The organism is Subtercola boreus, from assembly GCF_003399625.1.
In the GTDB taxonomy this organism is placed as follows: domain Bacteria; phylum Actinomycetota; class Actinomycetes; order Actinomycetales; family Microbacteriaceae; genus Subtercola; species Subtercola boreus_C.
The window spans coordinates 150261-176603 of the sequence record NZ_NBXA01000003.1 but is presented as its reverse complement, the minus strand read 5'-3'; the positions used below and the strand labels follow the sequence as shown (position 1 = coordinate 176603).

The window sequence follows — 26343 nt, the reverse complement described above, 5'->3', positions numbered from 1 at the left end:
GGTCGGTCGGGCGGAAGATCGGGCATAGTTCTTTGGAAGACGCCGGGCGGCGTCGGGGGTGGATGGCGCATGCAGAATCTCAGAACGCTGGTCTTCATCGCGGTGTCGATGATCGTGCTCGCCGCGATCGCCGTGGTGATCTACCTGGTGGTGGCGCAGGTGATTCCGGGGGCGCCCTACAGCCCGAGTGCACCGCCCCGCGACATCCCCGCGCTGCCGCTGTCGACGCCGGGCGGGTGAGCGGCTGGGCATCGCCCGGGCCGCCCCCCCGCCCCCCCGCCTCACGCGACCGCGGACGCGCCCGTCAGGCCCTTCGTCGAGTCGATCACCCCGACCATCTTCTTGGCGAGTGCTTCGTAGAACATCGACAGCGGGAACTCGTCGGGAAGCACCTGGTCGGTCAGACCTCGCGGCGGCCCATCGAGGGGCAGGGCATCCGGCCCCTTCGCCCACACCGACGCGGGATTCGGGGTGAGCGTCGCCGACACCAGAGCATAGGCCGCGAGCCAGTGCGCGGTCTTCGGCCGGTCGATCGACCGCCAGTACAGGTCGTCGATCGACTCGCCGAGCGCGATCACCGCGTCGGCGACGTGGGGCCAGTCGATGGTGAGGCGGGTGTCCGTCCAGTGCAGCACGCGGCGCTGGTGGAGCCAGGCGAACAGCAGCTGCCCACCGACCCCGTCGTAGTTGCGAACGCGCGAGCCCGTGATGGCGAACCGGAAGATGCGGTCGAAGATGATCGCATATTGAACGCGCTTCGCCGTCTCGACCGTCTGCGGCGAGTAGAGCCCCTCCCGCTCGATGCGCACGGCCTCCCGGAACGCAGTGAGATCGCACCGCAGCTCCTCGAGTGAATAGAGGAAGAACGGCATCCGCTGCTTGATCATGAACGGGTCGAACGGCAGGTCGCCCCGCATGTGCGTGCGGTCGTGGATCAGGTCCCACATCACGAAGGTCTCTTCGGCGAGGTGCTGGTCGCCGAGAAGCACCCGTGCGTCAGCCGGGAGTTCGAGGCGGGTCGTTTCGGCAGCGGCCTTCACCACCAGCCGGAAGCGCGCGGCCTCGCGGTCGGCGAAGATCGCGCCCCAGGTGAACGTCGGAACGGTGCGCATCGCGATCGTCTCGGGGAACAGCACGGCCGAGTTGGTGTCGTACCCGGCTGTGAAGTCGAGGAACCGGATCGGCACGAACAGGGCGTTCGAGTAGTCCGTCGCCTCCAGCGTCGCCACGAATTCGGGCCAGACCACCTCGACGGCGACGGCTTCGAAGAGGCGCTCGGTGCTGCCGTTCTGCGTGTACATCGGGAACACGACGATGTGCTGCAGGCCGTCGACCCGGTGCTGTTGGGGCTGGAAGGCGTTCAGCGAGTCCAGGAAGTCGGGAACGCCGAAGTCGCCTGCCGCCCAGCGCTCGAAGTCGTCGGCAGCGGCGGCGAGGTAGCCGGCGTCGTGCGGAAACTCGTGCACGAGCATCCGGAGCGCGCCCGTGACGGTCTCGACGAGCGAGTGCAGTTCGCCGCGATCGGCTGCGGGGTCGGCAGAGCCGTCGGCCAGCTGCAGGCTCTGGATGCCCGTGACCGCGGTTCGGAGGAGGACCCAGTGCGGGCGGGCGTCGGCGGGGAGGCTCGCGGCGTGGGGACGGAGGTCTTCGACGACCTCCGGCTCGCCGATGACGGCGTCACGGGCCGCGGTGGTGAGAAGCGCTGGCTTGGACATGAGAACCTCCGTTCGCTGAGGGGGGAGAGTGGGGTCGAGCCGGTCAGCTCAGCAGTGAGCCTAAGCAGATTCGCGCCACGGTATCCGCAGGTTGCAGCGACTATTGCGCGCAGATCGGGGCTCGACGGCGGATCGTTGCGCGCGGGTTCGCTCCTGACGCTGCCGTGCGCCGCCGTCGCGCCGGGGTCAGCGCGTCTGGCCGAGAAGCAGGTCGACGCGAAGCCCGGCGCGGGACTTCACGATGGCGGCGGGGATACGGGGCGACCGCCCGGCGGCCTCCAACCGGGCGAGTGTGTCGAGAGCCACGGCTTCGAGCCCGCGGGGAACGAACCCCACGACAGGCGTCATGCGCGAATCGACGAAGAAGCGCACAGCAACGGGCGCATCCGTTCGTTCCTCTTCGGCCGAACGCCGGGGGATGAACACCTGCAGTTCGCTCACACCCTTCGCCAGCACATCGGCGATGGCCTGCTGGAAGGGGTCGCTGCCCGCCAGTTGCAGCCTCACCCGGGCGTTCTTCGGGCGCATGTCATAGCCGTAGTCGCCGAGTTTGCCCGAACCCCGGTCCTTCCGGCCGAAGACCGGCTCGCTTGTCGCTTCTGTCGTCATTCGGGTCGCTCCTGCGGTTCAGCTTCGGGCTGCTCCATCCACCACTCCGTGAATTCGCTCGCACGGTCATCCGGTGCCAGCCTGACCAGCCACAGGTTGCTGTAGGTCGGGCCGTCGGTATAGGCGGTCGTGGCCTGCACCATCGCGATATCGTCGGGAAGGTAGGCGTCGGGAGCGCGCAGGATCTGCCAGCTGAACGTCGTCGACAAGGGCGCGTCCTGGGTGGCGAGCCAGCCGTCGACGATCTCGTCGTGGCCGTGCCAGGCGGGGGTGTAGGGCTCGGTGCGGTAGTCGGCATCGGGGGTGAAGAGGGCGCGGATGTCGTCGGGTTCGTTCGATTCCCAGGCCGCGCGGTAGCGCACGATCCAGTCGGTGATTCCGGATGACCGGGGTTCGGTGTCGTCGGGCACGAGGTTAGAGCTTTCCGATCGTCAGGTTCTCGATCGCCTTCTCGAGGCGTCGCTGGCGGGTTTCGGCCGTCTTCGCCTCCTCGAGCGGAACGGTGAAGCGGCGTCTGTTGCTGTACGAGAGAGTCTCGAAGAACGCTGCCGCCTCGGGGGCGGCGTCGAGGGCCGCCTGCAGGTCTCGAGGCACGACCACCTCGCGGGGCTGGTCGTCGAGCACGATGTCGACCTCGAACTCGTCGCCGGGAGCGATGCCCGACGCCTTCCGTACGGCCGCGCTCACCGGGAGCATGATCTCGCCACGGTAGGGCGTCACGGTGCTGCGGTAGGTGAAGTCGTTGATGGTCACGGCGACGGCGTGCTTCTTGGCGGTTCCGAGTGCCTCGTAGACCTCCAGGGGTACGACGATGCCGGTGGCGGACCTCCCACTCTCGAAGAGCGTCGTTCGAAACCTCATATCAAGGAGTATGCAGGTTCTTCTCGTCCACAGCCACGGTGACTGTCCAAGTTCTCCACCGTTACCGAGCGGTGGAGGCTCTGCCCAGAGGCCGCAAAGTAGCATGGGGCCATATGAACGAGGCGCACACCAGCAGCACGGCTGCCCGAGAAGCAGGCGTCTCCGCGCACTTCCTTCCGCACATCCAGGGGCTGCGTGCAATCGCCGTGCTGCTCGTGGTCATCTACCACTTCTGGCCCGGCCGGCTCACGGGCGGGTACATCGGTGTCGACGTGTTCTTTGTCATCTCGGGCTTCCTGATCACCCAGCAGCTCTCCCGCGAGCTCGAACGCACCGACCGGATCCGGCTGCCCACCTTCTGGGCGAAGCGGGTACGGCGGCTGCTGCCCGCCGCGCTGCTGGTGCTGCTTTTCAGCGCGGTGATGACACTGACGATCATGCCTCTCAGTGCCCTTGCCGAGAACGTGCGCGAGATCCTGGCGAGCGCCTTCTACGTCGAGAACTGGGCGCTCGCGGCGAACTCGGTGGACTACCTCGCCGCCTCGAACGACGCCTCGCTGGTGCAGCACTACTGGTCGCTCTCGCTCGAGGAGCAGTTCTACCTCGTCTGGCCGATCCTGCTGCTGGCGGCATCCGCTTTCGGGGTGCGGCGGTTCGCGAAGCGGCGGGCTGCGCGTGGTGCCGGCTCCGGCCCTGTGTCCGGTTCCCGATCCGGTGCGGGGCGCCTCGCCGAGGGCATCGCCCAGGGCGGTCCGGCCGTCGGGCAGGCCCGGTGGAACGCGATGATCGTGCTCGTGGTGCTGGCCACCGTGGCCTCCTTCGTGCTGTCGATCGTGTTCACGAAGAACGACCCCGCATCGGCCTACTTCGTCACCTACACGAGGGTGTGGGAATTCGGGGTCGGTGCGCTGCTCGCCCTGCTGCCGAGGTTCCGGCCCGCGCGCGTCTGGCAGAGCAACCTGCTGGGCTATGCGGGCATCGCCGCCGTCGTCGGTGCCGGGTTCGTCTTCGACCGCAACACGCCGTTCCCGGGGTATGCGGCACTGGTGCCCGTTCTCGGCACCGCGGCCATCATCGTCTCGCACCGTGCCACCCGGCGGTTCGACGCTGCCAGCGTGCTGGGCAGCCGGGTGCCCCGTTTCATCGGCGACATCTCGTACTCGCTCTACCTCTGGCACTGGCCGCTGATCGTCGTCGCACCGTTCGTGCCCGGCTGGGGCCTGTCGATCTACAATCGCATCGCCCTCCTGGCGATCTGCTTCCTGCTGGCGTGGCTCACGAAGAAGTTCGTCGAAGACCCCACCCGCCGATGGAGCTTCTGGACGAAGCGCAAGCCGCGCGTCAGCTTCGCCTTCATGGTGGCGGGCATGGCCGTGGCGAGCCTTGTCATCGGTGGTGTCTCCGTGGTGCAGCAGCCGAAGTACGACGCCGCGGCGAGTGAGCTCGCACGCACCGTGGCGAACCTGCCCGACTGCTTCGGCGCAGCGGAGGGCCCGAACCCGGTCGTCACCGGCGCCCTGGCGACCACCGCTGACCCCGCCGCGGCGGACGCTGCCTCGTCGTCCTGCCCCGACCCGGCGCTGGCCGACACGATCATCCCGTCGCCCGGTTTCGGCAATGCCGACCGCCCTTCGCACCCGGAGTGCCTCGTCACGCTGAACGACTCCACGCTCTCCGCCTGCCACTTCGGGTCGAGTGAACCTTCGGCGAAACGCGTCGCGCTCATCGGCGACAGCCACGCCTACCAGGTGCTCGGCCCGTTCATCCAGCTCGCCGAACAGAACGGCTGGGCGCTCACCACCTACATCAAGGGCGGCTGCACCTGGAACACCGAGGCGATGACGGGTGCCGATGCCTTCTCGGTCTCCTGCAATACGTGGCGATCGAACCTCACCGCAGAGCTCGCCTCTGTGCAGCCGTACGACGCGGTGTTCACCGCCTCGCTCGCCGACGAGGCCGCCCCTGGCACGTCGACGGAGGGGCAGGCGCTCGCGGCCGGCTTCAGCGCGGCCTGGAACCAGGTCACGTCGCTCGGCACGCCGGTCGTCACGATGGTCGACAACCCGTCGTGGTCGGACGATCCGAACAAGTGCCTGCGCGCGGGGAGTGCTGCCGACTGCGTCGAGCCCCGGTCAGAGGGTCTGGTCGCCGATCCGCCCGTCGCGAGTGCGGCTGCCGCCGCGGCGGCAGCCGGCCAGAACGTCACGCTGCTCGACTTCTCGGACACGTTCTGCACGGCAGAGGACTGCCTTGCCGTGATCGGCGGCGCCAATGTCTACCGCGACCAGGATCACCTCACCAACACCTTCGCCATGACGCTGGCGCCGTACTTCAGGGCCGTGATCCTCGCGGCCCTCGCCGGCTGAGCGGCCTCGGCCAGGGCGGGAGGGGCTGACGCGTGGGGGGAGTGCTGGTCGGATTCGCGATCATCGGATTCGTCATCCTCGTCGGCTACGCGGTGCAGCGGGCGGGCATCCTCCCGGCGAATGCGCCCACCTCGCTGAACCGGTTCGTGTTCTTCGTGGCAAGCCCGTGCCTTCTCTTCACCGTCATCGCGCGGGCAGACCTGAGCGTGATCTTCTCGTCGTTCCTCGTCGTCACGGTCGTCTCCGTCGCGGTATCGGCCGGCCTCTACCTGGCGGTGTCGAAGATCCTGTTCCGGAGGCCGCTCGCCGAGACGGTCATCGGCGCGGCCGGTTCGTCGTACGTCAATGCGAACAACATCGGTCTGCCGGTCGCCGTCTACGTTCTCGGCAGTGCGCAGTTCGTGGCCCCTGTGCTCCTGTTCCAGCTGATCGTGCTCGCGCCGATCACGCTGACCCTGCTCGACGTCTCGACCCGGGGCAGTGTCTCGCTGAAGACGATCCTGCTGCAGCCGGTACGCAACCCGATCATCCTCGGTTCCCTCGCCGGTCTCCTTCTCGCCCTGACCGGTTGGCACGTTCCGGATGCCCTGCTCGAGCCGTTCGTGCTGATCGGTGGCGCGGCGGTACCCGTCGTGCTGATCACCTTCGGAATGTCGCTGTCGGGGCAGAGGCCGCTCGCGGCCGGATCCGCTCGACGGGAGATCGTCGCCGCGACCCTCCTGAAGTCGGTGGTGATGCCGGTTGCGGCCTACCTGGTCGCCGCCTTCGTGTTCCGCCTCGATGCGGAGCACGTGTTCGCGGTCGTCGTTCTCGCCGCGCTGCCGACCGCCCAGAACATCTTCAACTACGCGCACCGTTACGACGTGGGGGTCGCGCTCGCCCGCGACATCGTGCTGTTGACCACCGTCTCGTCGATCCCGGTGCTGCTGGTGATCGCCGCCCTGCTCGCCCCGGCGTGACGCTCCGGCGCACTTGATAGCGTGTGGGAATGACCTTGACATCGCCTCGTGTCCCGCGCCTGCCCCGCTGGCTGAGGAGTTCGGGCGAGCTGCCGCTGCCGCGCATCCGGAGCCGCGTGTCGGCCTACCTCTACGGCAACATCCTCGTGCTGGCGGCGGTCATCGGCGCGAGTGACGAGACCGAGGCGCACTGGAGTGCGTTGCTCGTCGTGGGGGCGACGACCGTCACGACTTTTCTCGCGCACGTCGTCGCGCACGGAGTCGGCCAGCAGATCGGCCGCACCGATGAGGATGCAAGGCTGCACGTGGGCGCCGAACTCCGGGATGCCGTACCCATCATCACCTCGGGTCTGGTGCCGCTCGTCGTCATGGCGCTCGGTGCCCTCGGGGTGCTCTCGCCGCTCTGGGTCGAAGTGATCGCCGGGGGGATCCTCGTCGTGCGTATTGCGCTGTCGGGTATCCAGGTGGAACGGCTGTCCGACGACCGTTCGTCGGCCGGGGTGCTCTGGGCCGGTTTCGGCCTGGCTGCGGTCAGCCTCGTGATCGTCGCCCTGAAGGTGCTCTTCACCCACTGACCGCCCCGCGCGCGCCCTGCCCGCGCCCCGCCCGTCCCCGCGCCCCCTGCCCGCGCCCCGCCCGTCCCCGCGCGCCCTGCCCGCGCCCCGTCCATCCCATCGGGTGGGCAGTTCCGGCCCTGCAAGGCGGGCTTCGAGGGCCGAAACTGCCCCCTCGATCGTGGATTGCCCGGCACCGCGGGCGGCGGGCGGCGGGCGGACGCGGCGGGCGGCCGCGGTCTCAGCCGAAGATCATCGGGCGGTCGTCGTCGTCAGACGGCTCGAGGGCGAGGTCGACCACCACGGGAACGTGGTCGCTCGGGGCGTCACCCTTCCGTTCGTTGCGGTCGATCCGGGCATCCTGAACCAGCGACGAGAACGCGGGCGAACCCATGATGAAGTCGATGCGCATGCCTTCGTTCCGCGGGAAGCGCAGCTGCTTGTAGTCCCAGTAGGTGTAGCCGGTCGGCACGAGCGGGCGCACGACGTCGCTGAGACCCAGCTGCTCGAACTCGGCGAAGGCGGCGCGCTCGGGCACCGAGATGTGGGTCGAGCCTTCGAAGGCGGCGAGGTCCCACACGTCGGTGTCCAGGGGCGCGATGTTCCAGTCGCCCATCAGGGCGAGGGGGGTCGTCGGATGCTCGGCCATCCATGCCCGGGTGTCAGCCGCCAGCTGCTTGAGCCATGCCAGCTTGTAGTCGTAGTGCGGATTGTCGAGCTCCCTGCCGTTCGGAACGTAGAGGCTCCAGAGCCGCACTCCGTCGACGGTGACACCCAGCGCGCGCGCCTCGGTGGGCAGGGCGCCGTTCTCGTCGGGCTTGCCGAAGCCGGGAACGCCCTCGAAGCCCACGGTGAGGTCTTCCATCGGGAGGCGGCTGGCGAAGGCGACACCGTTCCACTGGTTGAGGCCGTGCAGCTCGACGTCGTAGCCCGCGGCGGTGAAGGGTTCGAACGGGAACTGCGACTCGCGGCATTTGATCTCCTGCATGGCGAGAACGTCGATGTCCTCGCGCACCAGCCAGTCGGTGACGCGGCCGACGCGGGCCCTGATCGAGTTCACATTCCAGGTGGCAACACGCATCCCCCCAGCCTATTCGGTGCGCCGCCGCCCGAGCCGCGCCCGCCCGAACCGCGCCCGCCCCAGCCGCCCCGGGCTGTCAGCGGTCAGTAGGGCGGCATGACCTCGACAATGACGGCGGCGCCCGTGCCTCTGCCGCTGTTCGCCGCAGGGGCGGCGCCGAACCCCGCGGGGTCGGAGGGCCGTGGCGACCGCGCTCGCCACGGCCGGCGTCGGTCGGCGCCCGAACGGCGGCGCCCGTGCATCTGCCGCTGTTCGCCGCAGGGGCGGCGGCGAACATAAACTAACACCGTGACCGACGCCCGCGACCAGCTCATCAAGTTCATCTCCGACGAAGCCGTGTTCCACGGCGACTTCACGCTCACCAGCGGAAAGAAGGCGACGTACTACGTCGATCTCCGGAAGGTCAGCCTCGACCACCGCGTCGCCCCGCTGATCGGCCAGGTCATGCTCGACGTGATCGCCGGGATCCCCGACGTGTTCGCCGTCGGCGGCCTCACGATGGGTGCCGATCCGGTTGCCGCAGCCATCCTGCACCAGGGTGCTGCCCGCGGGCTGACCTACGACGCGTTCGTCGTGCGCAAGGAGCCGAAGGACCACGGCCGCGGCAAGCAGGTCGAGGGTCCCGACCTCGAGGGCAAGCGCGTCGTGGTGCTCGAAGACACGTCCACCACGGGCGGTTCGCCCCTGAAGGCCATCGAGGCGCTGGAGAAGGTGGGCGCGATCGTCGTCGGCGTCGCCGTGGTCGTCGACCGCAACACCGAGGCGCGGGCGCGCATCGAGTCGGCCGGGTACCCCTACTTCTACGCCATCGGCCTCGACGACCTCGGCCTGAGCTGATCCGGTCGGCATGAGTGGTGTGCCGGATGCTGGGCGGCACCGTCACGCCCCGGAATCCCGCACGCGCCGCACGCAGCGAACGAGGTGGCGGCCCGCGCTGCTCGGAGCGCTGGTGGTGGTCGTGCTGGCGGCGCTGTTCCTCGCCGGAACACAGCTGCCGGGCATCCTGAACCCTCCAGCGGCGCTGACTGATCCCTCGACGAGCGAGGGACCGACGAAGACGCCGACCCCCACACCGACTCCTCTGCCCACATCGACGTCGGGTCCGCAGCTCGCCGGGACCTTCGAGTGGTTCCAGCTGCGAGGCGGCGAGTGCATCTCGTCGTACAGCTCTGCATGGCAGCAACGGTTCGCCGTGGTCGACTGCGCGACACCCCACGGCGCGCAGGTCGTGAGGGTGGGGACGCTCGGCGCTGATCCTCAGTCGGCCTTTCCCGGCCAGAGCACGATCGCCCAGGATCTCAACCTCCTCTGCCAGCAGAGCGGAACCTTCACAGCCGAACTGCTCGGTGCGTATCCGGATGTCGTCTGGCAGGCGAGCTACCCCGTGACGGCTGAGCAGTGGCAGGCAGGCCAGCGCAACTACTCCTGTTTCGTCAGCCGGTCGAGCTCGCTGCCGCTCGTGGGCAGCTTTGCCCCGCCCGCCGTCACCGGGTAGGTTCGGAGGGTGGGCGTCGAACGCGACAGATGCTCAGGATGCGAGGCGGCGGCGTGAACAGGCGACAGGCGCTCAGGCGCACCTTCGGGCACTGGATGCTCGGGGGGCTCCTTCTCGCGGGCCTGGTCGCTGCACCCGCCCTCGTGGGTGCGACCGGCGGAGCGGCAGCGGCATCAGCGGCATCGGCCTCCGACCCGCGGGGCGACGTCCGTGCGGCAGACGGAGACCTCGACGACTTCACGTTCAACAGCTTCAACGGCGACTACACGCTCGGCCGCGACGCGGATGGGCATTCCACCCTCACGACGGTCGAGACGTTCGACGCCCAGTTCCCTGATGTCGATCGCAACCGCGGGTTCATCAGGGCGATCCCGGAGAAGTACCACGGGCATCCGACCGAGCTCACCCTCCTCTCGGTCACCGACGGTTCCGGCCGATCGCGGCCCTACTCGACCGACTCCGAGGACGGACTTCTGCTCGTGACCCTCGCCGGCGACGACTATGTTCGTGGGCAGCAGACCTACGTGCTCACCTTCACGCAGAAGTACGTCACCGACTACTTCGCCGATACTAATGACGACGAGTTCTACTGGGACACCATCGGCACCGCCGCGAAGCAGCCCACGGCCAGCGCGACCGCCTCGATTCACGTGCCCGCCGAGCTCACCCCGAGCCTGAACGGGTCGACGGCCTGCTACTACGGGCCGGCGGGATCGACGAACCGGTGCGATCTCACGTCCACACCCGAGTCGGGCGGCGGCACGGTCTTCACCACCCAGCCGCAGCGGTTGGCCGCCCTCGAGAACGTCTCGGTCGTGCTCGGGTTCGTCCCCGGCACCTTCACCGCCCGCGACGACTCGTTCTTCGCCTCCGGCGCCGCGATCGCATCGCTGATCCTGACGATCGTGGCGGTGCTGCTGGCGGTGCTGGCCATCGTCAACCGGGTCACCCGGCTGCGGGATGCCCCCGGCAGGCCCACGATCATCGCCGAGTACACGCCGCCGCGTGGTGTGAACCTCCTCCTCGCGTCGGTCATCTCGAAGCATCCGCAGCGGGGCCCCGCTGCCGCCTTCGTGGATCTCGCTGTTCGCCGCAACATCCAGATCGTCGAGCAGCCGGCGGAGGGCCGCGGATCGGCCGGCTACTGGCTGCGCTTCGTCACCCCTGCGGGCCTCGATCCCACCGAACTCGCTCTCGCGAAACAGCTGTTCGGGGAGCCGCTCGTCTCCGGGGCGTGGAAGCAGCTCGAGAAGCGCGACACCTCCCTCGCGCGCGGTATCAGCGGCCTCATGACGTCGGCCCGCAAGGGCACCGTGACCGACGGGTACGTGCGAAGCGGCGTGACGGTGGTCAGCTGGCTCTGCCTGGCGGGTGTCATCATCACCGCTGTCGGTGCCTTCATCGCGGGAGGGGCGGCTGTGAGCGGAGACTACGGTTCAGGATGGCCGTACCTGCTGTTCGCGCTCTCTGCGGTGTCGGTCGTGGTGGTCTTCTTCGCCGGTTTCCGCAATCCGCTCACGGCGAAGGGCGCGGAGCTCCGGGACTACATCGAGGGGCTGAAACTCTACATCCGACTGGCGGAGAAAGACCGTTTCGAGATGCTCCAGAGCCCGGAGGGCGCCCAGAAGACGCAGGTGAATGCGCCCGACTGGGGCCAGGTCGTGCGCATCTACGAGAAGCTGTTGCCCTATGCCGTGCTGCTCGACCTCGAGAAGGAGTGGTCTGAAGTGCTCGGCACCTACTACGAGAACCTCGGCACCCAGCCCGACTGGTACGGCGGCAACATCGGAACCTTCAACGCGGCGCTCTTCGCCTCGAGCATCGGGTCGCTCTCGAGTTCGGTGAGTTCGTCGCTTGCTGCGAGCACGTCGAGCAGTTCGTCGGGTGGATCGGGTGGGGGCGGGTTCTCGGGCGGTGGCGGTGGAGGCGGCGGCACGTCCGGCGTCTGAGAAAGTCGACAAGTTCTCACTGGACTCTTGCGAGGTGTGGATCGAATCCTTAAGCTGAGGATGATTCATCACATCATCGACGGGGGTTCACATGTCCATCAGGGTCAGGGTCAGGGTCTGCTCACGAGTCGCAGTTGTTGCGGTGGCACTTCTGGGCGTGTTCGGGGTCGGGGGCGCGGCCCAGGCCGCCAGCCCCGCTGTCGCGTTTCCGGATGCGGCGCTCAAGGCATGCGTGCTCACGGCGCTGGATGATCCGGGGCCGGAGGTGGCGCTAGCACAGCTTCAGACTCTCACCGAGTTGGCGTGCCCGCAGCGGGGCATCGCCTCGGTTACGGGCCTGGGACAGGCTTCGGCGCTGAAGACCCTCGACCTGAGCGGCAACGAGCTGACCGATGCCGGGCCCCTCGCAGGTCTCGGGCGACTGGAGTCGCTCACGCTCTCGTACAACAGTCTCCAGAGCATCTCCGTCATCGCGGGTCTGGGGGCGCTGGTGAACGTCGATGCCTCCTACAACTCCATCCAGTCGCTCGGCGACCTCTCGGGGCTCGGCAGTCTCGGCCGGCTGGTGCTGAATCACAACTCGATCGCGTCCGCTGCCGGTTTTGCGGGCGGGGGAGCGCTTCGCCAGGTCGATCTCTCGTTCAATCTTCTGGCGGATGCCTCGTTCGCCTCCCGTCTCACTCAGCTGACCGATCTCAACCTCTCGAACAATCGGTTGTCGAGTGCTGTGCCCTTCGGGTCTCTAGCGGCAGAGGTGGATCTGACCAATCAATCGCTCTCGCTTCCGGCCATCCCTGTCGGCACGTTGCAGGCCCTGCCGGTGGCGCGTTCTGCGAGCCTCGACCCCCTGCCGCTCCGGTTGACGGCTGAGTCGCAGGCCTACGGCTACGAGAGTCCGGGTGGGTTCACCTGGCGATCGAACGGGGTCGGGCAGCTCTTCTGGGCGGAATCCCTGACGCGCCCGGCGGGAAACACGCTCGCGTTCAGCGGCCGGTTCACGCAGGTGGTCACGAGGGGCACTCTCACGGCGCCGACTCCGATCGTCTCGGGTTCTGCGATCTACCTCCAGACTCTCACGGCCTCCCCGGGCTCCTGGGGGCCCGCACCGGTCGCCCTGTCGTACCAGTGGAAGCGTGACGGAGTGCCCATCGGCGGCGCGACCACGTCCACCTACACACTGGCCAGCGCGGATGTCGGTACGAAGGTGAGTGTGGCGGTCACCGGCACGAAAGCGTCGTATGCCACGGCGACGGTGGAGAGCGCCCAGACCACGGCTGTCGCCGGCCTCGTGCTGACGGCGACGCCCGTGCCGACCATCTCCGGCACGGCGAAGGTCTCGCAGACGCTCACAGCGAACTCCGGAGCCTGGGCTCCGGCAACGGTCAACCTGGCCTACCAGTGGCTGGGTGGAGGGGTGGCGATCGCCGGTGCCACGGCGTCGACCTACACGGTGAAGAACGCCGATGCCGGGTCGACCATCACCGTCAGAGTCACCGGCACGAAGGCCGGCTACACCACAGCGTCGAAGACGAGCGCAGCGACCGCGCCGGTGACGGGAGGGGTGATCGCGCCGGGAACGCCGACGATCCTCGGATCCGTCGCCCTCGGCAAGGTGCTGACGGCGGTGCCCGGAACCTGGACTCCCGCCCCCGTTTCCTACACGTACCAGTGGAATCGGGACGGAGTGGCCATCACGGGTGCCGTGGGTGCGACCCACACGGTGCCCGCAGCAGACCTCGGCAAGGCCATCACCGTCACGGTGACAGGGAGCAGGTCGGGCTTCACTCCCGTTTCGGCAACCAGTGCGAAGGCGGGAATACCGAAGTGACGGGGCGGATGCCGAGGTGAACGGAGCCCGTCACTCCTCGTCGGATTCGACCGGCTCCGGCGAGAGCAGTTCGTAGACGCCCTTCAGGATCTCGTCGGGCCGGAACGGGTAGCGGGCGATCTCCGCCTGGTCGCTGATGCCGGTGAGTACGAGAATGGTGTGCAGTCCGGCCTCGATGCCCGCAACGACGTCGGTGTCCATGCGGTCGCCGATCATGCCGGTGTTCTCCGAGTGCGCGCCGATCTTGTTCAGGGCAGAGCGGAACATCATCGGGTTCGGCTTGCCGACAACGTACGGCTCCTTGCCGCACGCCTTGGTGATGAGCGCCGCCACGGCGCCCGTCGCGGGGAGCGGGCCCTCGGCGCTCGGCCCGGTCGCGTCGGGGTTCGTCACGATGAAGCGCGCCCCGGCCTGGATGAGCCGGATGGCGCGGGTGATCGCCTCGAAGGAGTAGTTGCGGGTCTCACCGACCACCACGTAGTCGGGGTTCGTGTCGGTGAGGATGAAGCCCGCCTCGTGAAGCGCCGTCGTGATACCGGCCTCGCCGATGACGAACGCCGAACCGCCCGGCTGCTGCGACTTCAGAAAGGCCGCTGTGGCGAGAGCCGACGTCCAGATCGACTCTTCGGGAACGGTGAGACCGGAGGCGAGGAGGCGAGCGCTGAGGTCACGGGGGGTGAACATCGAGTTGTTCGTCAGAACGAGGTAGGGCTTCCCCTCGTCGCGCCACTGCTGCAGCAGTTCTGCGGCACCCGGGAGGGCCTGGTTCTCATGGACGAGAACGCCGTCCATGTCGGTCAGCCAGCATTCGATTTCATCACGACGGGACATGGTGCTCCTCCTGGTGCTCAGCACTAGGGTACTGCGGGTCGCCTCTCAGGCGCCTGTGCGCCTGCAGCGCACCTACAGCGCACCCGCAGCGAACGTGTCGCAGTTCCCCGCCCCGCCGCTGTATCCGTTCGTGAACCAGCGTTCGCGCTGGTCGCCCGAGCCGTGGGTGAAGCTCTCCGGGTTCACGGAGCTTGTCGACTGCTGCTGGATCCGATCGTCGCCGATCGCCGCGGCCGCGTTGAGGGCATCCGCGATCTGCGCCTCGGTGATCGGTTGGATGAACGCGACACCGTTCTCGTCCGTGATCTGCGACGCGGAGGCGGCCCACGCGCCCGCGTAGCAGTCGGCTTGCAACTCGGTGCGTACCGAATCGGAACCTGCTCCCGTGGCGTTGCGGTCGGTGCCCGCAAAGGTTCCCTCGAGCTGCTGGATGTGATGTCCCCACTCGTGCGCGACCACATACATCTCGCTGAGGGTGCCCCCGGTGGCCCCGAATCGGGTGCGGAGTTCGTCGAAGAACGATGTGTCGACGTAGACCCTCTGGTCTGCGGGGCAGTAGAACGGCCCTGTTGCGCTCGTCGCCTGTCCGCATCCGGTACCGATGCCGCCGTCGAACAGCACGAACTCGGCGGGGGACCGGTAGCTGACGCCGAGCCGGGGGGCCTCGGCCGTCCAGTACGCGTCGAGCGAGTTGGATGCGCCCACCATCAGGCAGTCCACCCGGGCATTGGCGTCTGCGCCGGTCTGGCAGTCGAGGGCCTCGGCGCTGGAGGATCCCTGTGATGTGGCCCCGCCGGCCAGACCGGTCAGGTCGACCCCGAGCACCTGCGAGAGCAGGAAGAGCCCGATCACGACGACGGCTCCACCGCCGCCGAGGGCGATCCCGGTCTTGCCACGCTTCGAGACCCGGCTCGTGTCGAGCTTGGAGTTGTCGTTGAACGTCATGTGACGACGGTAGTTGAGGTGCGCATCCGGATGCACACCCTTGCGCACTGGTGCTCAGAGCACTTTCGGGCGGCCCACTTCGATGGTCACGACGGCGAACACGGTCTCGGGCGACACCAGCAGCAACTCGACTCCGTTGCTGTGCAGGAGCGGGATCAGCTCGGTCTGCCCGCTCTGCACGGTCCGTTCGGCCTGCACGGAGAAGATCTCTGCCATTTCTGCCGTGGCGAAGAACCGGTTTCCACTGTGATGGACCGTGCGGGTGTATTCGGGGCCGACCGGCGGGATCACGGTCGCAGGTCCGGGCGTGGTTTCGACGACTTCCAGGAGGGGGGATCGTTCACCGGCATCAGCGCCGGCCGTTTCTGAGTGAGGCACATAAAAAGTTTAGTAACGCTAACTATCTGCTCGGAGGGACTTGATTTCACAGCCTGGATGTGGGCTCCGGAGCCGCTTCGGTAGAATTCGGGTATGTCCGTGCCTTCTCTCACCACTGCTGCCGAGGACTACCTGAAGGTCATCTGGGCTGCGTCGGAGTGGGAGCCGGAGCCCGTGACGGTGAAACAGCTCGCTGAGCGTACGGGTGTGAGCGCGGCAACGGTCTCCGATGGCATCCGCAAGCTCGCGGGTCTCGGAATGGTCGCGCACGAGCCGTACGGCAGCATCGAGCTCACCGAGGCGGGCCGCGCCGTCGCGATCGGTATGGTGCGCCGGCACCGGCTCGTCGAGACGTTCCTCGTCGAGATGCTCGGATACTCCTGGGACGAGGTGCACGACGAAGCGGAGGTGCTCGAACACGCCGTCTCCGACCTCCTCATCGACCGCATCGACCGCCAGCTGGGATTTCCTGCGAGGGATCCGCACGGCGATCCGATCCCCACGGCAGACGGGCATCCGCGACGGCCCGACGCGGTGCGGCTGAGTGACGCCGAGCCCGGGCATCCGCTCGTCGTCTCGCGCATCTCCGACGCCGACCCGGCGCTCCTGCGGTACGTGGCCGAGAAGGGTGTGCTTCTGGATGTCGCCCTGACGGTAGACGAACACCGGACGTTCGCGGGCGATGTGGCCGTGCGGCTCGGTGCGACAGGCGAGGCTGTGGAGCTCGGCCAGCGGGCATCCGACGCAGTGTGGGTCTCGCGCGCAGGCGTCTGATCCGCGGCGCGCGGGAGGCCCATCTGCGACATCCGACGTAGCAAAAGTACGAACACGCCGCCCAACAGTGGTTCACTGGAGGGATGAGGGAACTCCACTACGGATCCGGTGTGGTCACGGTCAGCTTCGATGTCTGCGCCGCCGTGTTCGACTACACCGTTGCACTTGCCAACGCAGGCGTCACCGACCGCATCACCGTTCCCGTGCTCGCTGACGGCCGCCGGGGTTTCTCGAACCTGCTGCTCGGGCCGACGACGCAGCTGTACTGCACCTCGATCCCGGGAGTGACCGATGAGGTCGCCGACGAGGTCGACATCGACGACTTCGCTCTTGTCGAGTCGCTGAAGAACAAGATCGCCCAATTGGGCGGAGGCGACGGCCCGATCTCGGCCTCCGACCGGTACCGGGAATCGCAGGAGCACGACGCCGAGCTGGACTGACCGAGCCCGGCGAGGTCCTGCCCAGTGAGGTTTTGCCCGGCGAAGCCTAACGCCCGGTTACCGGCGCCGCCTCGGGAACCAGCTCGAGCCCGCCCGTGCTGTTGGCCCGGTTCATCAGCCGTTCCACCCACTCCCTGTTCAGCGGGATGCGCTTGGACCCGAAGTACGTGAACTCGATGTGCATCTGCGGGTGCAGCCAGAGGGTGTTGTGGCCGCTGCCGAAGTCGTTCGAGCGCTCCCAGCTGAACGAGAAGCTCTCGCCCCGGCGGAGCTTTGCGAGGATCACCGCCTGCAGGTGTGCGAGATCGCGGTCTTCGATGGTGATCGGCTTGGCGGCCGGCCCGTAGATCAGTGTGCCCAATGCGGTTCCCTTGCAGCTGAAGTCACGCGCCTGACGTGGGTGGATACTCCGCAGGTCCGGGCGAAGATTCTTGAACTCAGCCCAGAATACCTCAGCCTGCGCCGGTTGTCGTCAGAACGATGAGCGCCACGTTCAACACGACGATCAGTGTCGCGACGAGCCAGCAGAGAACGCGCAGGGGGAGGCGGTCGGCGAACGGCCCCATGAGCATCCGGTCGCCTGTGAGGCGGAAGAGGGGTACCAGCGCAAAGGGGATCCCGAGGCTGAGGAACACCTGCGACAGCACCAGCGCCCAGGTGGGGTTCGCTCCGATGCCGAGGATGATCAGGGCGGGGATCATCGTGATGACGCGCCTCAGCAGCAGCGGGATGCGGACGTGCAGCAGGCCCGACATGATCGTCGCACCGGCGTAGGAGCCGACCGACGTCGAGGCGAGGCCGGATGCGAGCAGCCCGATCGCGAAGATCACTCCGATGACGGGGCCGAGGGCCGCTGTGATGGCGGTGTGCGCCCCTTCGATGGTGTCGGTGCCGTCGACGCCGCCGAGGTTCGCGGCCGCGATGAGCAGCATCGAGATGTTGACGGCTCCGGCCAGCAGCAGGGCGACGACCACATCCCAGCGGGTCGCGTGGAGGAGGCGCCGGATACCCGCGGTGTGCCCGGGCGTCGGCACGAACTCTGTGCGGACGAGCCCGTCGCGGGTGAGGCGGCCGGCCGCGGGGCGGGGGAGACGAGCAGCGCGCTCGGTGGCGACGTGGGCAGTCGCGTGCCCGGCGAGCGAGGATCCGTGTCGGTCCCGGGAAAGAGAGGAGTGCAGGTAGATCGCATGCGGCATGACTGTCGCCCCGAGCATCCCGGCCGCCAGCAGCACCGTCTCACCGCCCTCGAACCGGGGTACGAGCCCGCCCACGACCCCGCCGAACGATACCGGGCTCACGACGAGTCCGGCGAGGAATCCGACTGCGATGACGGCGAGCAGGGTCACGATGACCGTCTCGAACGGGCGCTGGCCGCGCCGGGACTGCACGCTCAGGATGATCATCGAGATCACTCCCACGATGACTCCGCCGAGCAGCAGCGGCAGTCCGAAGAGCAGCTGCAGTGCGATCGCGCCGCCGATCACCTCGGCCAGGTCGGTGGCTGCGGCGACGAGCTCCGCCTGCACCCAGAACGCGCGCCGACTGCGGGTGCGCATCCGTTCTCCGAGCAGCTCCGGGAGGCTCCGGCCGGTGACGATGCCGAGCTTCGCGGACTGGTACTGGATGAGCATGGCCATGCCGTTCGCCACGACGAGCACCCACACCAGCAGGTATCCGTAGCGCGCGCCGGCCGTGAGGTTGGCGGCGACGTTGCCGGGGTCGACATACGCGATCGAGGCGACGAAGGCCGGGCCCAGCAGGAACACCAGCCGTGGCGCACGGCTTCGGGGCAGGGGGCGGGAACCGGGCGGGCCGCCGCGAGCCTTCGTCGCAGTCATTGCGCCATGTTAGCGCAGTTCGAACCAATTGTTTGATGCGTCTAACAATTGGTTCGACGCCGGGGCGCGGTAGCGTGGTCGGGTGCCAGACGCAGCCAGCAACCCCTCGGTCGAACTCACCACCAACGGCGTCGGCCCGTGGCAGGGAGACAGGCCGACAGGCGATCACTACGACCCCGAACTCCTCGAACGCGGCGACTCCCGGAACGTCATCGACCGGTACCGCTACTGGTCGATGGCCGCAATCGTCGCCGACCTCGACGAGCATCGGCACGCCTTCCATGTCGCCATCGAGAACTGGCAGCACGACATGAACATCGGATCGATCGTGCGGAGTGCCAATGCGTTCGGCGCAGACACGGTGCATGTGATCGGCCGCAAGCGCTGGAACCGTCGCGGCGCCATGGTGACCGACCGCTACCAGCACATCCAGCACCACGACACGGTGGCCGACTTCACGGCGTGGGCCCGAGCGGATGCCGTTCCGATCATCGCGATCGACAATGTGCCCGGAAGTGTCATCATCGAGACGTTCGCCTTCCCCGAGCGCTGCGTGCTGCTCTTCGGCCAGGAGGGGCCGGGGCTCTCGCACGAGGCCATCGCCTCGGCTGAGTCGATCGTCGAGATCAGCCAGTTCGGTTCGACCCGCTCGATGAACGCGTCAGCCGCGGCGGCTGTGGCCATGCACGCGTGGGTGCTGCAGCACGTCAGCTTCGGCTGAGCATCCGCTCGCCGAGCGGCCGGCCCCCCGGGTCGGCCCCGCGGAGGCCGACGAGCGCGAGGGCCGCCGCCACGAGAGCGAGGGAGCCGATCAGGCCCGCCGTGGCAGACCAGCCCGCGGCGTCGAAGAGAAGGCCGCCGAGCCAGCCGAAGAGGCTCGACCCCGCGTAGTAGAAGAGGTTGTAGAGCGACGAAGCCTGGGCCCGGCCGACCGTGGCTTCGGCGGCGGTCCAGCCCGAGGCGGTCGAGTGCGCCCCGAAGAACCCCGCGGTCGCCACGACCAGGCCGGCGAGCACGAGAACGAGCAGCGACGACAGGGTGAGGGCGACGCCGGCGATCATGAGCGCGATGGATCCGAGCAGCACGGGGCGCCGTCCGATGCGACTCGCGAGTGCGCCGGCCTGGGCCGATGACCAGGTGCCCGCGAGGTAGGCGATGAAGACCAGGCTGACGATCGCGGGCGGGAGCCAGAACGGCGCCTCCGCCAGCCGGAAGCCAAGGTAGTTGTAGAGAGCCACGAAGCCGCCCATCAGCAGGAAGGCCTGGGCGTAGAGCACCAGTTGGCGCCGGGAGCGCAGGTTGACCGCCAGCCGCCTTGCGAGAGAGGGGTCGGTGCCGGGCCTCCGCTCGGCCCTCGGCACAAATCCCTGCGGCTCCGGCGCGAGCCGGATGAAGACCACGGCTGCCACGGTGCAGAGCACGGCCACGGTGAACACGCCGATGCGCCAGGTGGTCAGTTCGGCCACAGGTCCGGCCACGAGCCGCCCGAGCAGACCGCCGATGGTGGTGCCCGCGACATACGTTCCGGCAGCCCGCGCGGCATGGCCTCTGATGACTTCTTCACTGAGATAGGCGACGGCGATCGAGGGCACGCCGCCCACCATCACTCCCTCCAGGAACCGTCCGGCCAGCAGCACCTCGAACGTCGGAGCGAAGGGAACGAGGAGGCCGAGAGCCGATGCGGCGACCACGGCGATGGACATCGAACGGAGGCGCCCGATCCGGTCGGCCACCACAGACCACGGGATGACTCCGATCGCGAGGCCGATCGTCGACGCAGAGACCACGAGCGCGGCGGAGGCCGCGCCGATCCGGAGCTCGGAGGCGATCTCGGGCAGGGCGGCCTGGGGCGAGTAGAGCTGGGCGAAGGTGGCGATCCCGGCGAAGAACAGGGCCACGAGTAGGCGACGGTAGGCGGGGCTGCCCTTCTCGTGCCCGCGCCACGATGGGTCGGGCGCGGGCGGATTCTTCGCCCTCCCCTCTGCTGCCACGCCTTCAGCCTAGGCGCGGCTGCCCTAGGCTGGCGCGTGTGGGGTACCTGTTTCTCGCTCTGGCCATCGCCAGCGAAGTCGTCGCGACGACGTTTCTGAAGTTCACCTCGGGCGAGGGCGTCACGTTCGCGAACCGCTGGTGGGCCTATGCGATCGTGGTGGTCGGATACCTCCTGTCGTTCGTGATGCTGAGCTTCACGCTGACCCGCGGGGTGCCGCTCGGCATCGCCTACGCGGTGTGGGGCGGTGTCGGCATCGTGCTCGTGACCCTCATCAGCTGGATCGTGTTCAAGGAGTTCCTCACGGTGGTGCAGCTGATCGGCATCGTGCTCGTCGTGGGCGGCGTGCTGCTGCTCGAGCTGGGAGTGAAGCGCTGAGGAATCCCGCGGTAATCGCGCCGTAACACGGAGCGCCTAGAGTCAGCGGATGACCGAAGCCGCCAGCGCCGCTCGACCCGACGCGTCGGGCGCTCTGCTGGGGGCGCTGGCCGCGCACCTCGCGACACCCCTTCTGCCGCGACTCGTCGCTCTGCCCGGCGGCGTCAGGGTCGAGGTCGACGGCGTCGACCCGGGCAACCGCCTGCTCGTGCAGTGCGTCGCGTCGGGAGGGGCGGTGAAGTCCGGGCAGCGCAACAAGGCGATGGCGGATGCTCTCAAGCTGGTGTGGCTCCGCTCGACCCTGTTCGTGGGAGCCCGTATCGCGCTCTGTGTGAGCGAACCGGTGAGCCGTTTCTTCGCCGAGACGGCCTGGCTCGCCCAGGCGGTGGACGACCTGAGGATCGAGGTCTACATGGTCTCCGCCGACGGCAGTGCCTCGCGTCTGCGCTGAATGCACCTCGAAAAGGTCGAATGCACCTCGAAAAGATGGACGAAGTTAGCAGAGTCAGAGCATGATGTCGATAGTGATCACCCAAAGAGAGGAAACCGGTAATATGTTACCCGTATTGCTCCACAGACGGGGGCAGACAGATATTCGCGGGGGGACACGGTCGTGGCAGAGGCTCACTGCATCTTCGATGACTGTGTCGAACCGGTGACGACCTCGCTGCCCCTGACGCTGAAGGGGGTCCGCCACACTCTCGACGTCTGCGCTGATCACGCGCATGACATCGACTGGGGCGTCATCGCCGAGGAGGAGCTGGCCGTACAGATCGAGGGAAAGTTCGGATCCCAAGGCGTCGCCTGATGGTCAGCGCGCCCAGGGGCAGGGCCCTGGCGCTCGAACTGGACTTCAGAACCCGGGTCATCCAGGTGCTGGCCATCGAAACGGCCGTGCGCTACGCGATCTTCGCTGTCTTCGTGGACATCCAGCCCCAGTGGGTGAATGTGGGGCTGGCCGGTGTGGCGGTGGTGGCAACTCTTGTCGCAGCGATGGTGCGCCGGCGCGTCATCGAGTCACATGTTCCGGGCCGCATCCTGATCGGCGCCGCCATGCTGACGATCGCGGCACTGTCGGTGTCGGTCTCCCAGGCCGACCTGGCCGTCATCACGTCGTTCTCGCTGCTCGCCCTCACCCTGTCGGCCATCACGCTCGACACCTATCGGGCCGGCGCGATCCTCGGCGCCCTCGGTACGGCGCTGGCCGTGTTCGTCGCCGTGACGCGGAGCACGATCCCGCTTGCGGTGGTGCTGATCTACCTCGGTCTCGTCGTCAGCGGGGGGTACCTCATCGTCAAGCTCCGCCTGTTCCTGGAGCTCGCGCGTGACAACGCCCTGACCCAGGCCGGCACAGACTCCCTCACCGGCGTGCTCAACCGACGGGGAATGGAGTCGGCTGTTCCGGCTCTGGATGCCCGAGCCGACGCTCTCGGCCAGGTGCTCGGCTGCCTCGTTCTCGATCTCGACCACTTCAAGCACGTCAACGACACCTACGGGCACCAGACCGGCGACCTCGTCCTGATCAACACCGCCCACATCCTGAGCCGTGAGGTACGGAGCCCGAGCCTCGTGGTCCGCACGGGCGGGGAGGAGTTCGCGGTGTTCTCCCCGGTCGCGGATGTCTTCGAGCTCGACCGGCTCGCCGGGCGCCTGACGGCTCGACTGCGTTCGAGTATGACCGAGCGTGCCTCGGGGGAGATGCTGCCGAGGGTGACGGTGAGCATCGGCGGTGCGGCAGGACGGGCGGGCACGATGGCCGAGCTGGACGCCCTGTTCGCGGAAGCCGATCGCCTGCTCTACGAGGCGAAACGCGCAGGCAGGGACACCTTCCGCATCGAGACTCGAGGGAACCTGACATGAACATGTACGCTGACCGTCAAGCTGTGAAACGCCTGCAGGGCACCTGCGGGCTCGTCTCGGGGGGTGCACTGTGGTCGCTGAGCTCATCTTCGGTGCAGAACTGACCCGGCGGGCGCTCTTCGCGGGTGCCGCATCCGGCGCTACTCTGCCCTCTGCTCTGTCGGGCCCCCGGGTGCCGGCCGATGTCGCCCCGACCGCTCTGACACCCGGCGACCCGGTGTTCAATGTGCGCGACTTCGGCGCCGCGGGTGACGGGGTGCAGGATGACCTGCCGGCCATCCAGGCGGCGTTGTCGGCCGCGAGGGACGCCGGCGGCGGAACCGTGTGGTTCCCGGTCGGTGTCTACCTCGTCTCGGGTTCGATCGGAGACACGGGGGCGGGGTTCACGAGCATCCGTTTGGAAGGGGCAGGTTCCCAGATCGCGACCATCCGCGCGTCGACGGATGCCCCCCTCGTGACGGGACTCTGGTACCTCTGCACCTTCGTCAATCTGGTGCTCGATTCGGCCGGACTCGGCGGGGCCTGTGTCTCCGGGCACTTCGACAAGACCCACTTCGAGAGACTGCTCCTGCTGAACTGGAACGGCTACGGCATGCTGCTGAACGACGGCACATTCGCCGACGAGGGTGGCCTGCTGAATGTGATCGACCGCTGCAACATCCAGCAGAACACCGGTACGGGCATCCACACCGGATACCGGTTCTACGATTCCTGGATCCTCAACAACAACATCGGCGCAAGCTACGCCGACCTCTCGATCGAGGGTGGGCCCGTGCGGATTCTCGGCAACCACCTCGACGGTTCGCCGACCTACAACATCGAGTTCCGCGGAAACAAGCGGATCCTGGTCTCCAACAACATCCTCGAGGGGTCGCGCAAGCAGTCCATCGTCTACACGATGCCGCCGTGGCTCGGCTCCGACAAACCCCAGATCCAGATCATCGGCAACACGTTCTCCAACGGGGGGAAACTCGCCCAGAACACCTATCCGGCGATCACGATCGCGGGGGTGTCGAGTGCGGCGCGCACCGAGGGCTTCTCCATCACCGGCAACACCTTCGCCTGCGACGACGACGGGGCCGGCTGGACCTACGTCATCGAAGCAACCTTCGCCCGGGCCATCGCCGCCGTGGGCAACCAGTGGAAAGAGGGCCATATGGCCGCACAGCCCTGTCGGTTCATCACCTGCTCCGTCACCGAGGTCGTGGGCAACCACGCAGACAACGCCGTGATCAGGACGTGAGAGAGTCCATCGTGACCGAGACCGGAACGGTTGCCGAAGTCCGCCGCATCATCGCCGAAGGTGATCTCCACACCGTCTTCCAGCCGATCGTCGATCTGGAGACGAGAAGCGTCGTCGCGTACGAAGCCCTGAGCAGAGGGCCGGCCGGGTCGTCGGCGGAGATGCCCGACACCCTGTTCCGGGTGGCGAGCGAGGTGGGGCTGACGGCTGCGCTCGACCAGGCCTGCGTGGCGGAATCCCTGCGAGCGGGGCACCGCGCGGGCATCGTCGAACCGCTCTCGCTGTTCGTGAACGTCGAGGCGCAGGCGCTCGACCTCTTCGCGGATCTGCTGCCGATCAGTCTCGTCGTCGTGGTGGAGATCACCGAGCGCGACCTGTTGGACGATCTCGGGATGCTCCTCAGATCGGTCTCGCGCCTGCGGGCCTCCGGACTGAAGATCGCGATGGATGACGTCGGAAGCAATCCCGCTTCGCTCGCCGTGCTCCCTCTGGTGCGTCCGGACATCATCAAACTGGACATGAGCCTGCTGCAGAACCAGCCCAGCAGGCATACGGCGCGGATCATGGACGCCGTCAGCACCTACCAGGAGGAGTTCGGCGCCGTCGTGGTCGCAGAGGGTGTCGAGACCGAGCAGCACATCAGCCAGGCGCTCGCGCTCGGTGCGACGCTCGGGCAGGGGTACCTGTTCGGGCGACCGAGCGATCTCGCGCCCGAGGCCTCTCCCCCCGGCGTGCAGGTGCGTTCGGATGTCGCGGAGACGCGGCCTGCGGCCACGCCGTTCTCGATCGCCGCACAGTTCCGCACCCCGACGACGTCGACCCGGCCGCTGCTCGTACAGACGAGCATGCTGCTGGAGGCCCGTGCACTCGACGGCGACTCCTCGATGGTCGTGCTGTCGACCTTCCGGGACGATGAGGACTTCGACGACGACCTGCGAGCCCGCTACACGACGCTCGCCAGTCGTTCCAGCCTGGTGGCCGTCTTCCTGCAGGACCGGTTCGGAACACTGCCGGCGATGGACGGCATCGATCGGCTCGAAGTGCGCGCCTTCGCCGCCTCGGATCCGCTCCGCGCGGAATGGTCGATGATCGTGCTCAGCGGAACCTATTCCGCGATGCTGACGGCCCGCGAGGTGAGCCGACCCGATGGGCCGGGACTGTTCGAATACATCCTCACGCATGACCGGGAGATCGTCACGCGGGGAGCCCTCGCTCTGGCGGTGCGGCTGTGAAGATCTTCGCGAACCGGAGCGTCCGCGAGGTGCGTGCTCTCTCCCTGCAGTTCATCTTCGTCCCGGGGGCCGTGTTCCTGGCGATCCTGTCCGCCACAGCGGACTTCAATCCCGGCTGGGCTCGCTGGGTCACGTTCGCCGGAGTCGCCGCCGGGCTCGGGATCACTGTCTATGCGAGGGTGACCACGTGGGTGACGACACGGTTCACGATGCGGGTGGTCATCGCGACGACGCTGCTCACGACCGTCATCGGTCTGAGCATCCAGCCGGCGGCCATCGGTGTGCTGACCGCCTTCGTGTTCCTCGGAACCGCCGCAGCGGCAGCCGCCTTCCTGGAGATCAGGGTCGCGGCGGGCATCTCGATCGGGTGCACCCTCTTCGGTCTTGTGATCATCCTGCTCCGTTCGTCCATTCCGATCGTGGCGGGGGTCATCTTCCTGGCGCTGATGACGATCATCTCGATCGTGGTGCTCGTTCTCCGCCAGTCTCTCCAGGCCGCCCGGGACGAAGCCATCGCCCTGTCGCTCACTGACTCTCTGACGGGCCTGGCGAACCGGCGGAGCATGGAGGTCAACATCCCGATCATGATCGCGCTGGCCGAGAGGACGGGCCAGCGCGTGGGGTGTCTCCTGATCGATCTCGATCACTTCAAGGCGGTCAACGACACTCTCGGTCACGAGGCGGGCGACGTCGTGCTGAAAGGCGTGGCTCGCGCCCTGATAGACACGACCCGCGAGAGCGATGTGTGCGTGCGCATCGGCGGCGACGAATTCTGCATCTTCACCGTGATCTCCGCGGAGGAGGATCTGAGTTTCATCGCCGAACGGGTGCGTGCCGCCGTGGAGGATCTCCCCCTCACCCCGAAGATGACGGCGAGTGTGGGAGGGGCGGCGACGATCCGCGTCGGTCGGTCGGGTGAGGCGATCGGCAGGCTCGACGAGTTGATGCGCCACGCCGACCGTGCGCTCTACGAGGCCAAGGCGACCGGCCGCAACCTGATCCGGATCCTCTGATGCA

The 26343-nt window shown here is 67.8% G+C and carries 29 protein-coding genes; 18 read left to right on the top strand and 11 right to left on the bottom strand.

Annotated features, from left to right (window positions below; all coding sequences use genetic code 11):
• The first annotated feature begins 69 nt into the window (after positions 1 to 69).
• On the top strand, positions 70 to 240 hold the full coding sequence (locus tag B7R21_RS19930) for a hypothetical protein (protein ID WP_172592019.1): 171 nt from the start codon (positions 70 to 72) through the stop codon (positions 238 to 240).
• Positions 241 to 281: 41 nt separating this feature from the next.
• On the opposite strand, the gene B7R21_RS02595 is transcribed toward B7R21_RS19930, so the two are convergent.
• The 4 genes from B7R21_RS02595 to B7R21_RS02580 all read right to left on the bottom strand — a co-directional run bounded on the left by B7R21_RS02595 (position 282) and on the right by B7R21_RS02580 (position 3185).
• Complete coding sequence (locus tag B7R21_RS02595) at positions 282 to 1715, bottom strand: DUF6421 family protein (protein WP_116281683.1); 1434 nt, start codon at positions 1713 to 1715, stop codon at positions 282 to 284.
• Positions 1716 to 1901: 186 nt separating this feature from the next.
• Positions 1902 to 2324, bottom strand: a complete 423-nt coding sequence (locus B7R21_RS02590) for a hypothetical protein (protein ID WP_116281682.1) — start codon at positions 2322 to 2324, stop codon at positions 1902 to 1904.
• Positions 2321 to 2734: a nuclear transport factor 2 family protein gene (locus B7R21_RS02585; RefSeq protein WP_172592018.1), complete on the bottom strand. Its 414-nt coding sequence runs from the start codon at positions 2732 to 2734 to the stop codon at positions 2321 to 2323. Before B7R21_RS02585 ends, B7R21_RS02590 begins: the two co-directional genes overlap by 4 nt.
• A 4-nt stretch (positions 2735 to 2738) precedes the next feature.
• On the bottom strand, positions 2739 to 3185 hold the full coding sequence (locus tag B7R21_RS02580) for a YdeI/OmpD-associated family protein (protein WP_116281681.1): 447 nt from the start codon (positions 3183 to 3185) through the stop codon (positions 2739 to 2741).
• 113 nt (positions 3186 to 3298) lie between these two features.
• Between B7R21_RS02580 and B7R21_RS02575 the strand changes: the two genes are divergently transcribed.
• Genes B7R21_RS02575 through B7R21_RS02565 form a run of 3 tightly spaced genes read left to right on the top strand, consistent with a single transcriptional unit; the run spans position 3299 to position 7085 of the window.
• Positions 3299 to 5551, top strand: a complete 2253-nt coding sequence (locus B7R21_RS02575) for an acyltransferase family protein (RefSeq protein ID WP_116281680.1) — start codon at positions 3299 to 3301, stop codon at positions 5549 to 5551.
• Between the two features lie 32 nt (positions 5552 to 5583).
• A complete protein-coding gene (locus B7R21_RS02570) occupies positions 5584 to 6510 on the top strand; it encodes an AEC family transporter (RefSeq protein ID WP_116281679.1) in 927 nt (308 codons plus the stop codon).
• Between the two features lie 29 nt (positions 6511 to 6539).
• A complete protein-coding gene (locus B7R21_RS02565; RefSeq protein ID WP_116281678.1) occupies positions 6540 to 7085 on the top strand; it encodes a hypothetical protein in 546 nt (181 codons plus the stop codon).
• A 220-nt stretch (positions 7086 to 7305) separates the two neighbouring features.
• Here the strand turns inward: B7R21_RS02565 and B7R21_RS02555 are convergent, their stop codons facing one another.
• Positions 7306 to 8145, bottom strand: a complete 840-nt coding sequence (locus B7R21_RS02555; RefSeq protein ID WP_116281677.1) for an exodeoxyribonuclease III — start codon at positions 8143 to 8145, stop codon at positions 7306 to 7308.
• A 288-nt stretch (positions 8146 to 8433) separates the two neighbouring features.
• Here B7R21_RS02555 and pyrE point away from each other — a divergent pair, with 288 nt between their 5' ends.
• The 4 genes from pyrE (at position 8434) to B7R21_RS02535 (ending at position 13417) form a co-directional block, all read left to right on the top strand.
• Positions 8434 to 8982 carry an orotate phosphoribosyltransferase gene (gene pyrE / locus B7R21_RS02550; protein ID WP_116281676.1) on the top strand — a complete coding sequence of 183 codons (549 nt, stop codon included), beginning with the start codon at positions 8434 to 8436 and terminating at the stop codon, positions 8980 to 8982.
• 10 nt (positions 8983 to 8992) lie between these two features.
• Positions 8993 to 9640: a septum formation family protein gene (locus tag B7R21_RS02545; protein ID WP_116281675.1), complete on the top strand. Its 648-nt coding sequence runs from the start codon at positions 8993 to 8995 to the stop codon at positions 9638 to 9640.
• 53 nt (positions 9641 to 9693) lie between these two features.
• The gene (locus B7R21_RS02540; protein WP_172592017.1) at positions 9694 to 11589 is read left to right on the top strand and encodes a DUF2207 family protein; all 1896 of its coding nucleotides are present in this window, start codon (positions 9694 to 9696) and stop codon (positions 11587 to 11589) included.
• 142 nt (positions 11590 to 11731) lie between these two features.
• The gene (locus B7R21_RS02535) at positions 11732 to 13417 is read left to right on the top strand and encodes a leucine-rich repeat domain-containing protein (RefSeq protein ID WP_172592016.1); all 1686 of its coding nucleotides are present in this window, start codon (positions 11732 to 11734) and stop codon (positions 13415 to 13417) included.
• Between the two features lie 30 nt (positions 13418 to 13447).
• On the opposite strand, the gene B7R21_RS02530 is transcribed toward B7R21_RS02535, so the two are convergent.
• From B7R21_RS02530 to B7R21_RS19650, 3 genes are all read right to left on the bottom strand, one after another.
• Positions 13448 to 14248: an HAD-IIA family hydrolase gene (locus tag B7R21_RS02530; RefSeq protein WP_116281672.1), complete on the bottom strand. Its 801-nt coding sequence runs from the start codon at positions 14246 to 14248 to the stop codon at positions 13448 to 13450.
• A 72-nt stretch (positions 14249 to 14320) separates the two neighbouring features.
• Positions 14321 to 15193 carry a KPN_02809 family neutral zinc metallopeptidase gene (gene ypfJ / locus B7R21_RS02525; RefSeq protein WP_116281767.1) on the bottom strand — a complete coding sequence of 291 codons (873 nt, stop codon included), beginning with the start codon at positions 15191 to 15193 and terminating at the stop codon, positions 14321 to 14323.
• A 54-nt stretch (positions 15194 to 15247) separates the two neighbouring features.
• The gene (locus B7R21_RS19650; protein ID WP_147305780.1) at positions 15248 to 15571 is read right to left on the bottom strand and encodes a hypothetical protein; all 324 of its coding nucleotides are present in this window, start codon (positions 15569 to 15571) and stop codon (positions 15248 to 15250) included.
• Positions 15572 to 15664: 93 nt separating this feature from the next.
• Here B7R21_RS19650 and B7R21_RS02520 point away from each other — a divergent pair, with 93 nt between their 5' ends.
• Entirely contained in the window at positions 15665 to 16345 is a 681-nt protein-coding gene (locus B7R21_RS02520; protein ID WP_116281671.1) for a metal-dependent transcriptional regulator, read from the top strand.
• Between the two features lie 83 nt (positions 16346 to 16428).
• Positions 16429 to 16785, top strand: a complete 357-nt coding sequence (locus tag B7R21_RS02515; protein ID WP_116281670.1) for a hypothetical protein — start codon at positions 16429 to 16431, stop codon at positions 16783 to 16785.
• 46 nt (positions 16786 to 16831) lie between these two features.
• Here B7R21_RS02515 and B7R21_RS02510 read toward each other — a convergent pair whose 3' ends face one another.
• Positions 16832 to 17146, bottom strand: a complete 315-nt coding sequence (locus B7R21_RS02510) for a DUF7882 family protein (protein ID WP_172592015.1) — start codon at positions 17144 to 17146, stop codon at positions 16832 to 16834.
• Between the two features lie 91 nt (positions 17147 to 17237).
• Positions 17238 to 18623 (bottom strand): Nramp family divalent metal transporter, encoded by a 1386-nt coding sequence (locus B7R21_RS02505; protein WP_116281669.1) that lies wholly within the window; start codon positions 18621 to 18623, stop codon positions 17238 to 17240.
• Positions 18624 to 18705: 82 nt separating this feature from the next.
• Here B7R21_RS02505 and B7R21_RS02500 point away from each other — a divergent pair, with 82 nt between their 5' ends.
• Positions 18706 to 19344, top strand: coding sequence for a TrmH family RNA methyltransferase (locus B7R21_RS02500; protein ID WP_116281668.1), 639 nt, complete (start codon positions 18706 to 18708; stop codon positions 19342 to 19344).
• On the opposite strand, the gene B7R21_RS02495 is transcribed toward B7R21_RS02500, so the two are convergent.
• Complete coding sequence (locus tag B7R21_RS02495; RefSeq protein ID WP_116281667.1) at positions 19331 to 20614, bottom strand: MFS transporter; 1284 nt, start codon at positions 20612 to 20614, stop codon at positions 19331 to 19333. The two genes, B7R21_RS02500 and B7R21_RS02495, sit on opposite strands and share 14 nt — an antisense overlap.
• A 38-nt stretch (positions 20615 to 20652) precedes the next feature.
• On the opposite strand from B7R21_RS02495, the gene B7R21_RS02490 reads away from it, so the two are divergent.
• The 7 genes from B7R21_RS02490 to B7R21_RS02460 all read left to right on the top strand — a co-directional run bounded on the left by B7R21_RS02490 (position 20653) and on the right by B7R21_RS02460 (position 26339).
• Positions 20653 to 20991 carry a DMT family transporter gene (locus B7R21_RS02490; RefSeq protein WP_253259600.1) on the top strand — a complete coding sequence of 113 codons (339 nt, stop codon included), beginning with the start codon at positions 20653 to 20655 and terminating at the stop codon, positions 20989 to 20991.
• 49 nt (positions 20992 to 21040) lie between these two features.
• Positions 21041 to 21442, top strand: coding sequence for a hypothetical protein (locus tag B7R21_RS02485; RefSeq protein ID WP_116281665.1), 402 nt, complete (start codon positions 21041 to 21043; stop codon positions 21440 to 21442).
• 162 nt (positions 21443 to 21604) lie between these two features.
• A complete protein-coding gene (locus tag B7R21_RS02480) occupies positions 21605 to 21799 on the top strand; it encodes a hypothetical protein (RefSeq protein ID WP_116281664.1) in 195 nt (64 codons plus the stop codon).
• On the top strand, positions 21799 to 22851 hold the full coding sequence (locus B7R21_RS02475) for a GGDEF domain-containing protein (protein WP_116281663.1): 1053 nt from the start codon (positions 21799 to 21801) through the stop codon (positions 22849 to 22851). Before B7R21_RS02480 ends, B7R21_RS02475 begins: the two co-directional genes overlap by 1 nt.
• Positions 22852 to 22921: 70 nt before the next feature.
• A complete protein-coding gene (locus tag B7R21_RS02470) occupies positions 22922 to 24094 on the top strand; it encodes a right-handed parallel beta-helix repeat-containing protein (protein ID WP_116281662.1) in 1173 nt (390 codons plus the stop codon).
• Positions 24095 to 24105: 11 nt separating this feature from the next.
• The gene (locus B7R21_RS02465; RefSeq protein ID WP_172592014.1) at positions 24106 to 25326 is read left to right on the top strand and encodes a sensor domain-containing phosphodiesterase; all 1221 of its coding nucleotides are present in this window, start codon (positions 24106 to 24108) and stop codon (positions 25324 to 25326) included.
• Entirely contained in the window at positions 25323 to 26339 is a 1017-nt protein-coding gene (locus tag B7R21_RS02460) for a GGDEF domain-containing protein (RefSeq protein WP_116281660.1), read from the top strand. Before B7R21_RS02465 ends, B7R21_RS02460 begins: the two co-directional genes overlap by 4 nt.
• Positions 26340 to 26343: the final 4 nt, after the last annotated feature.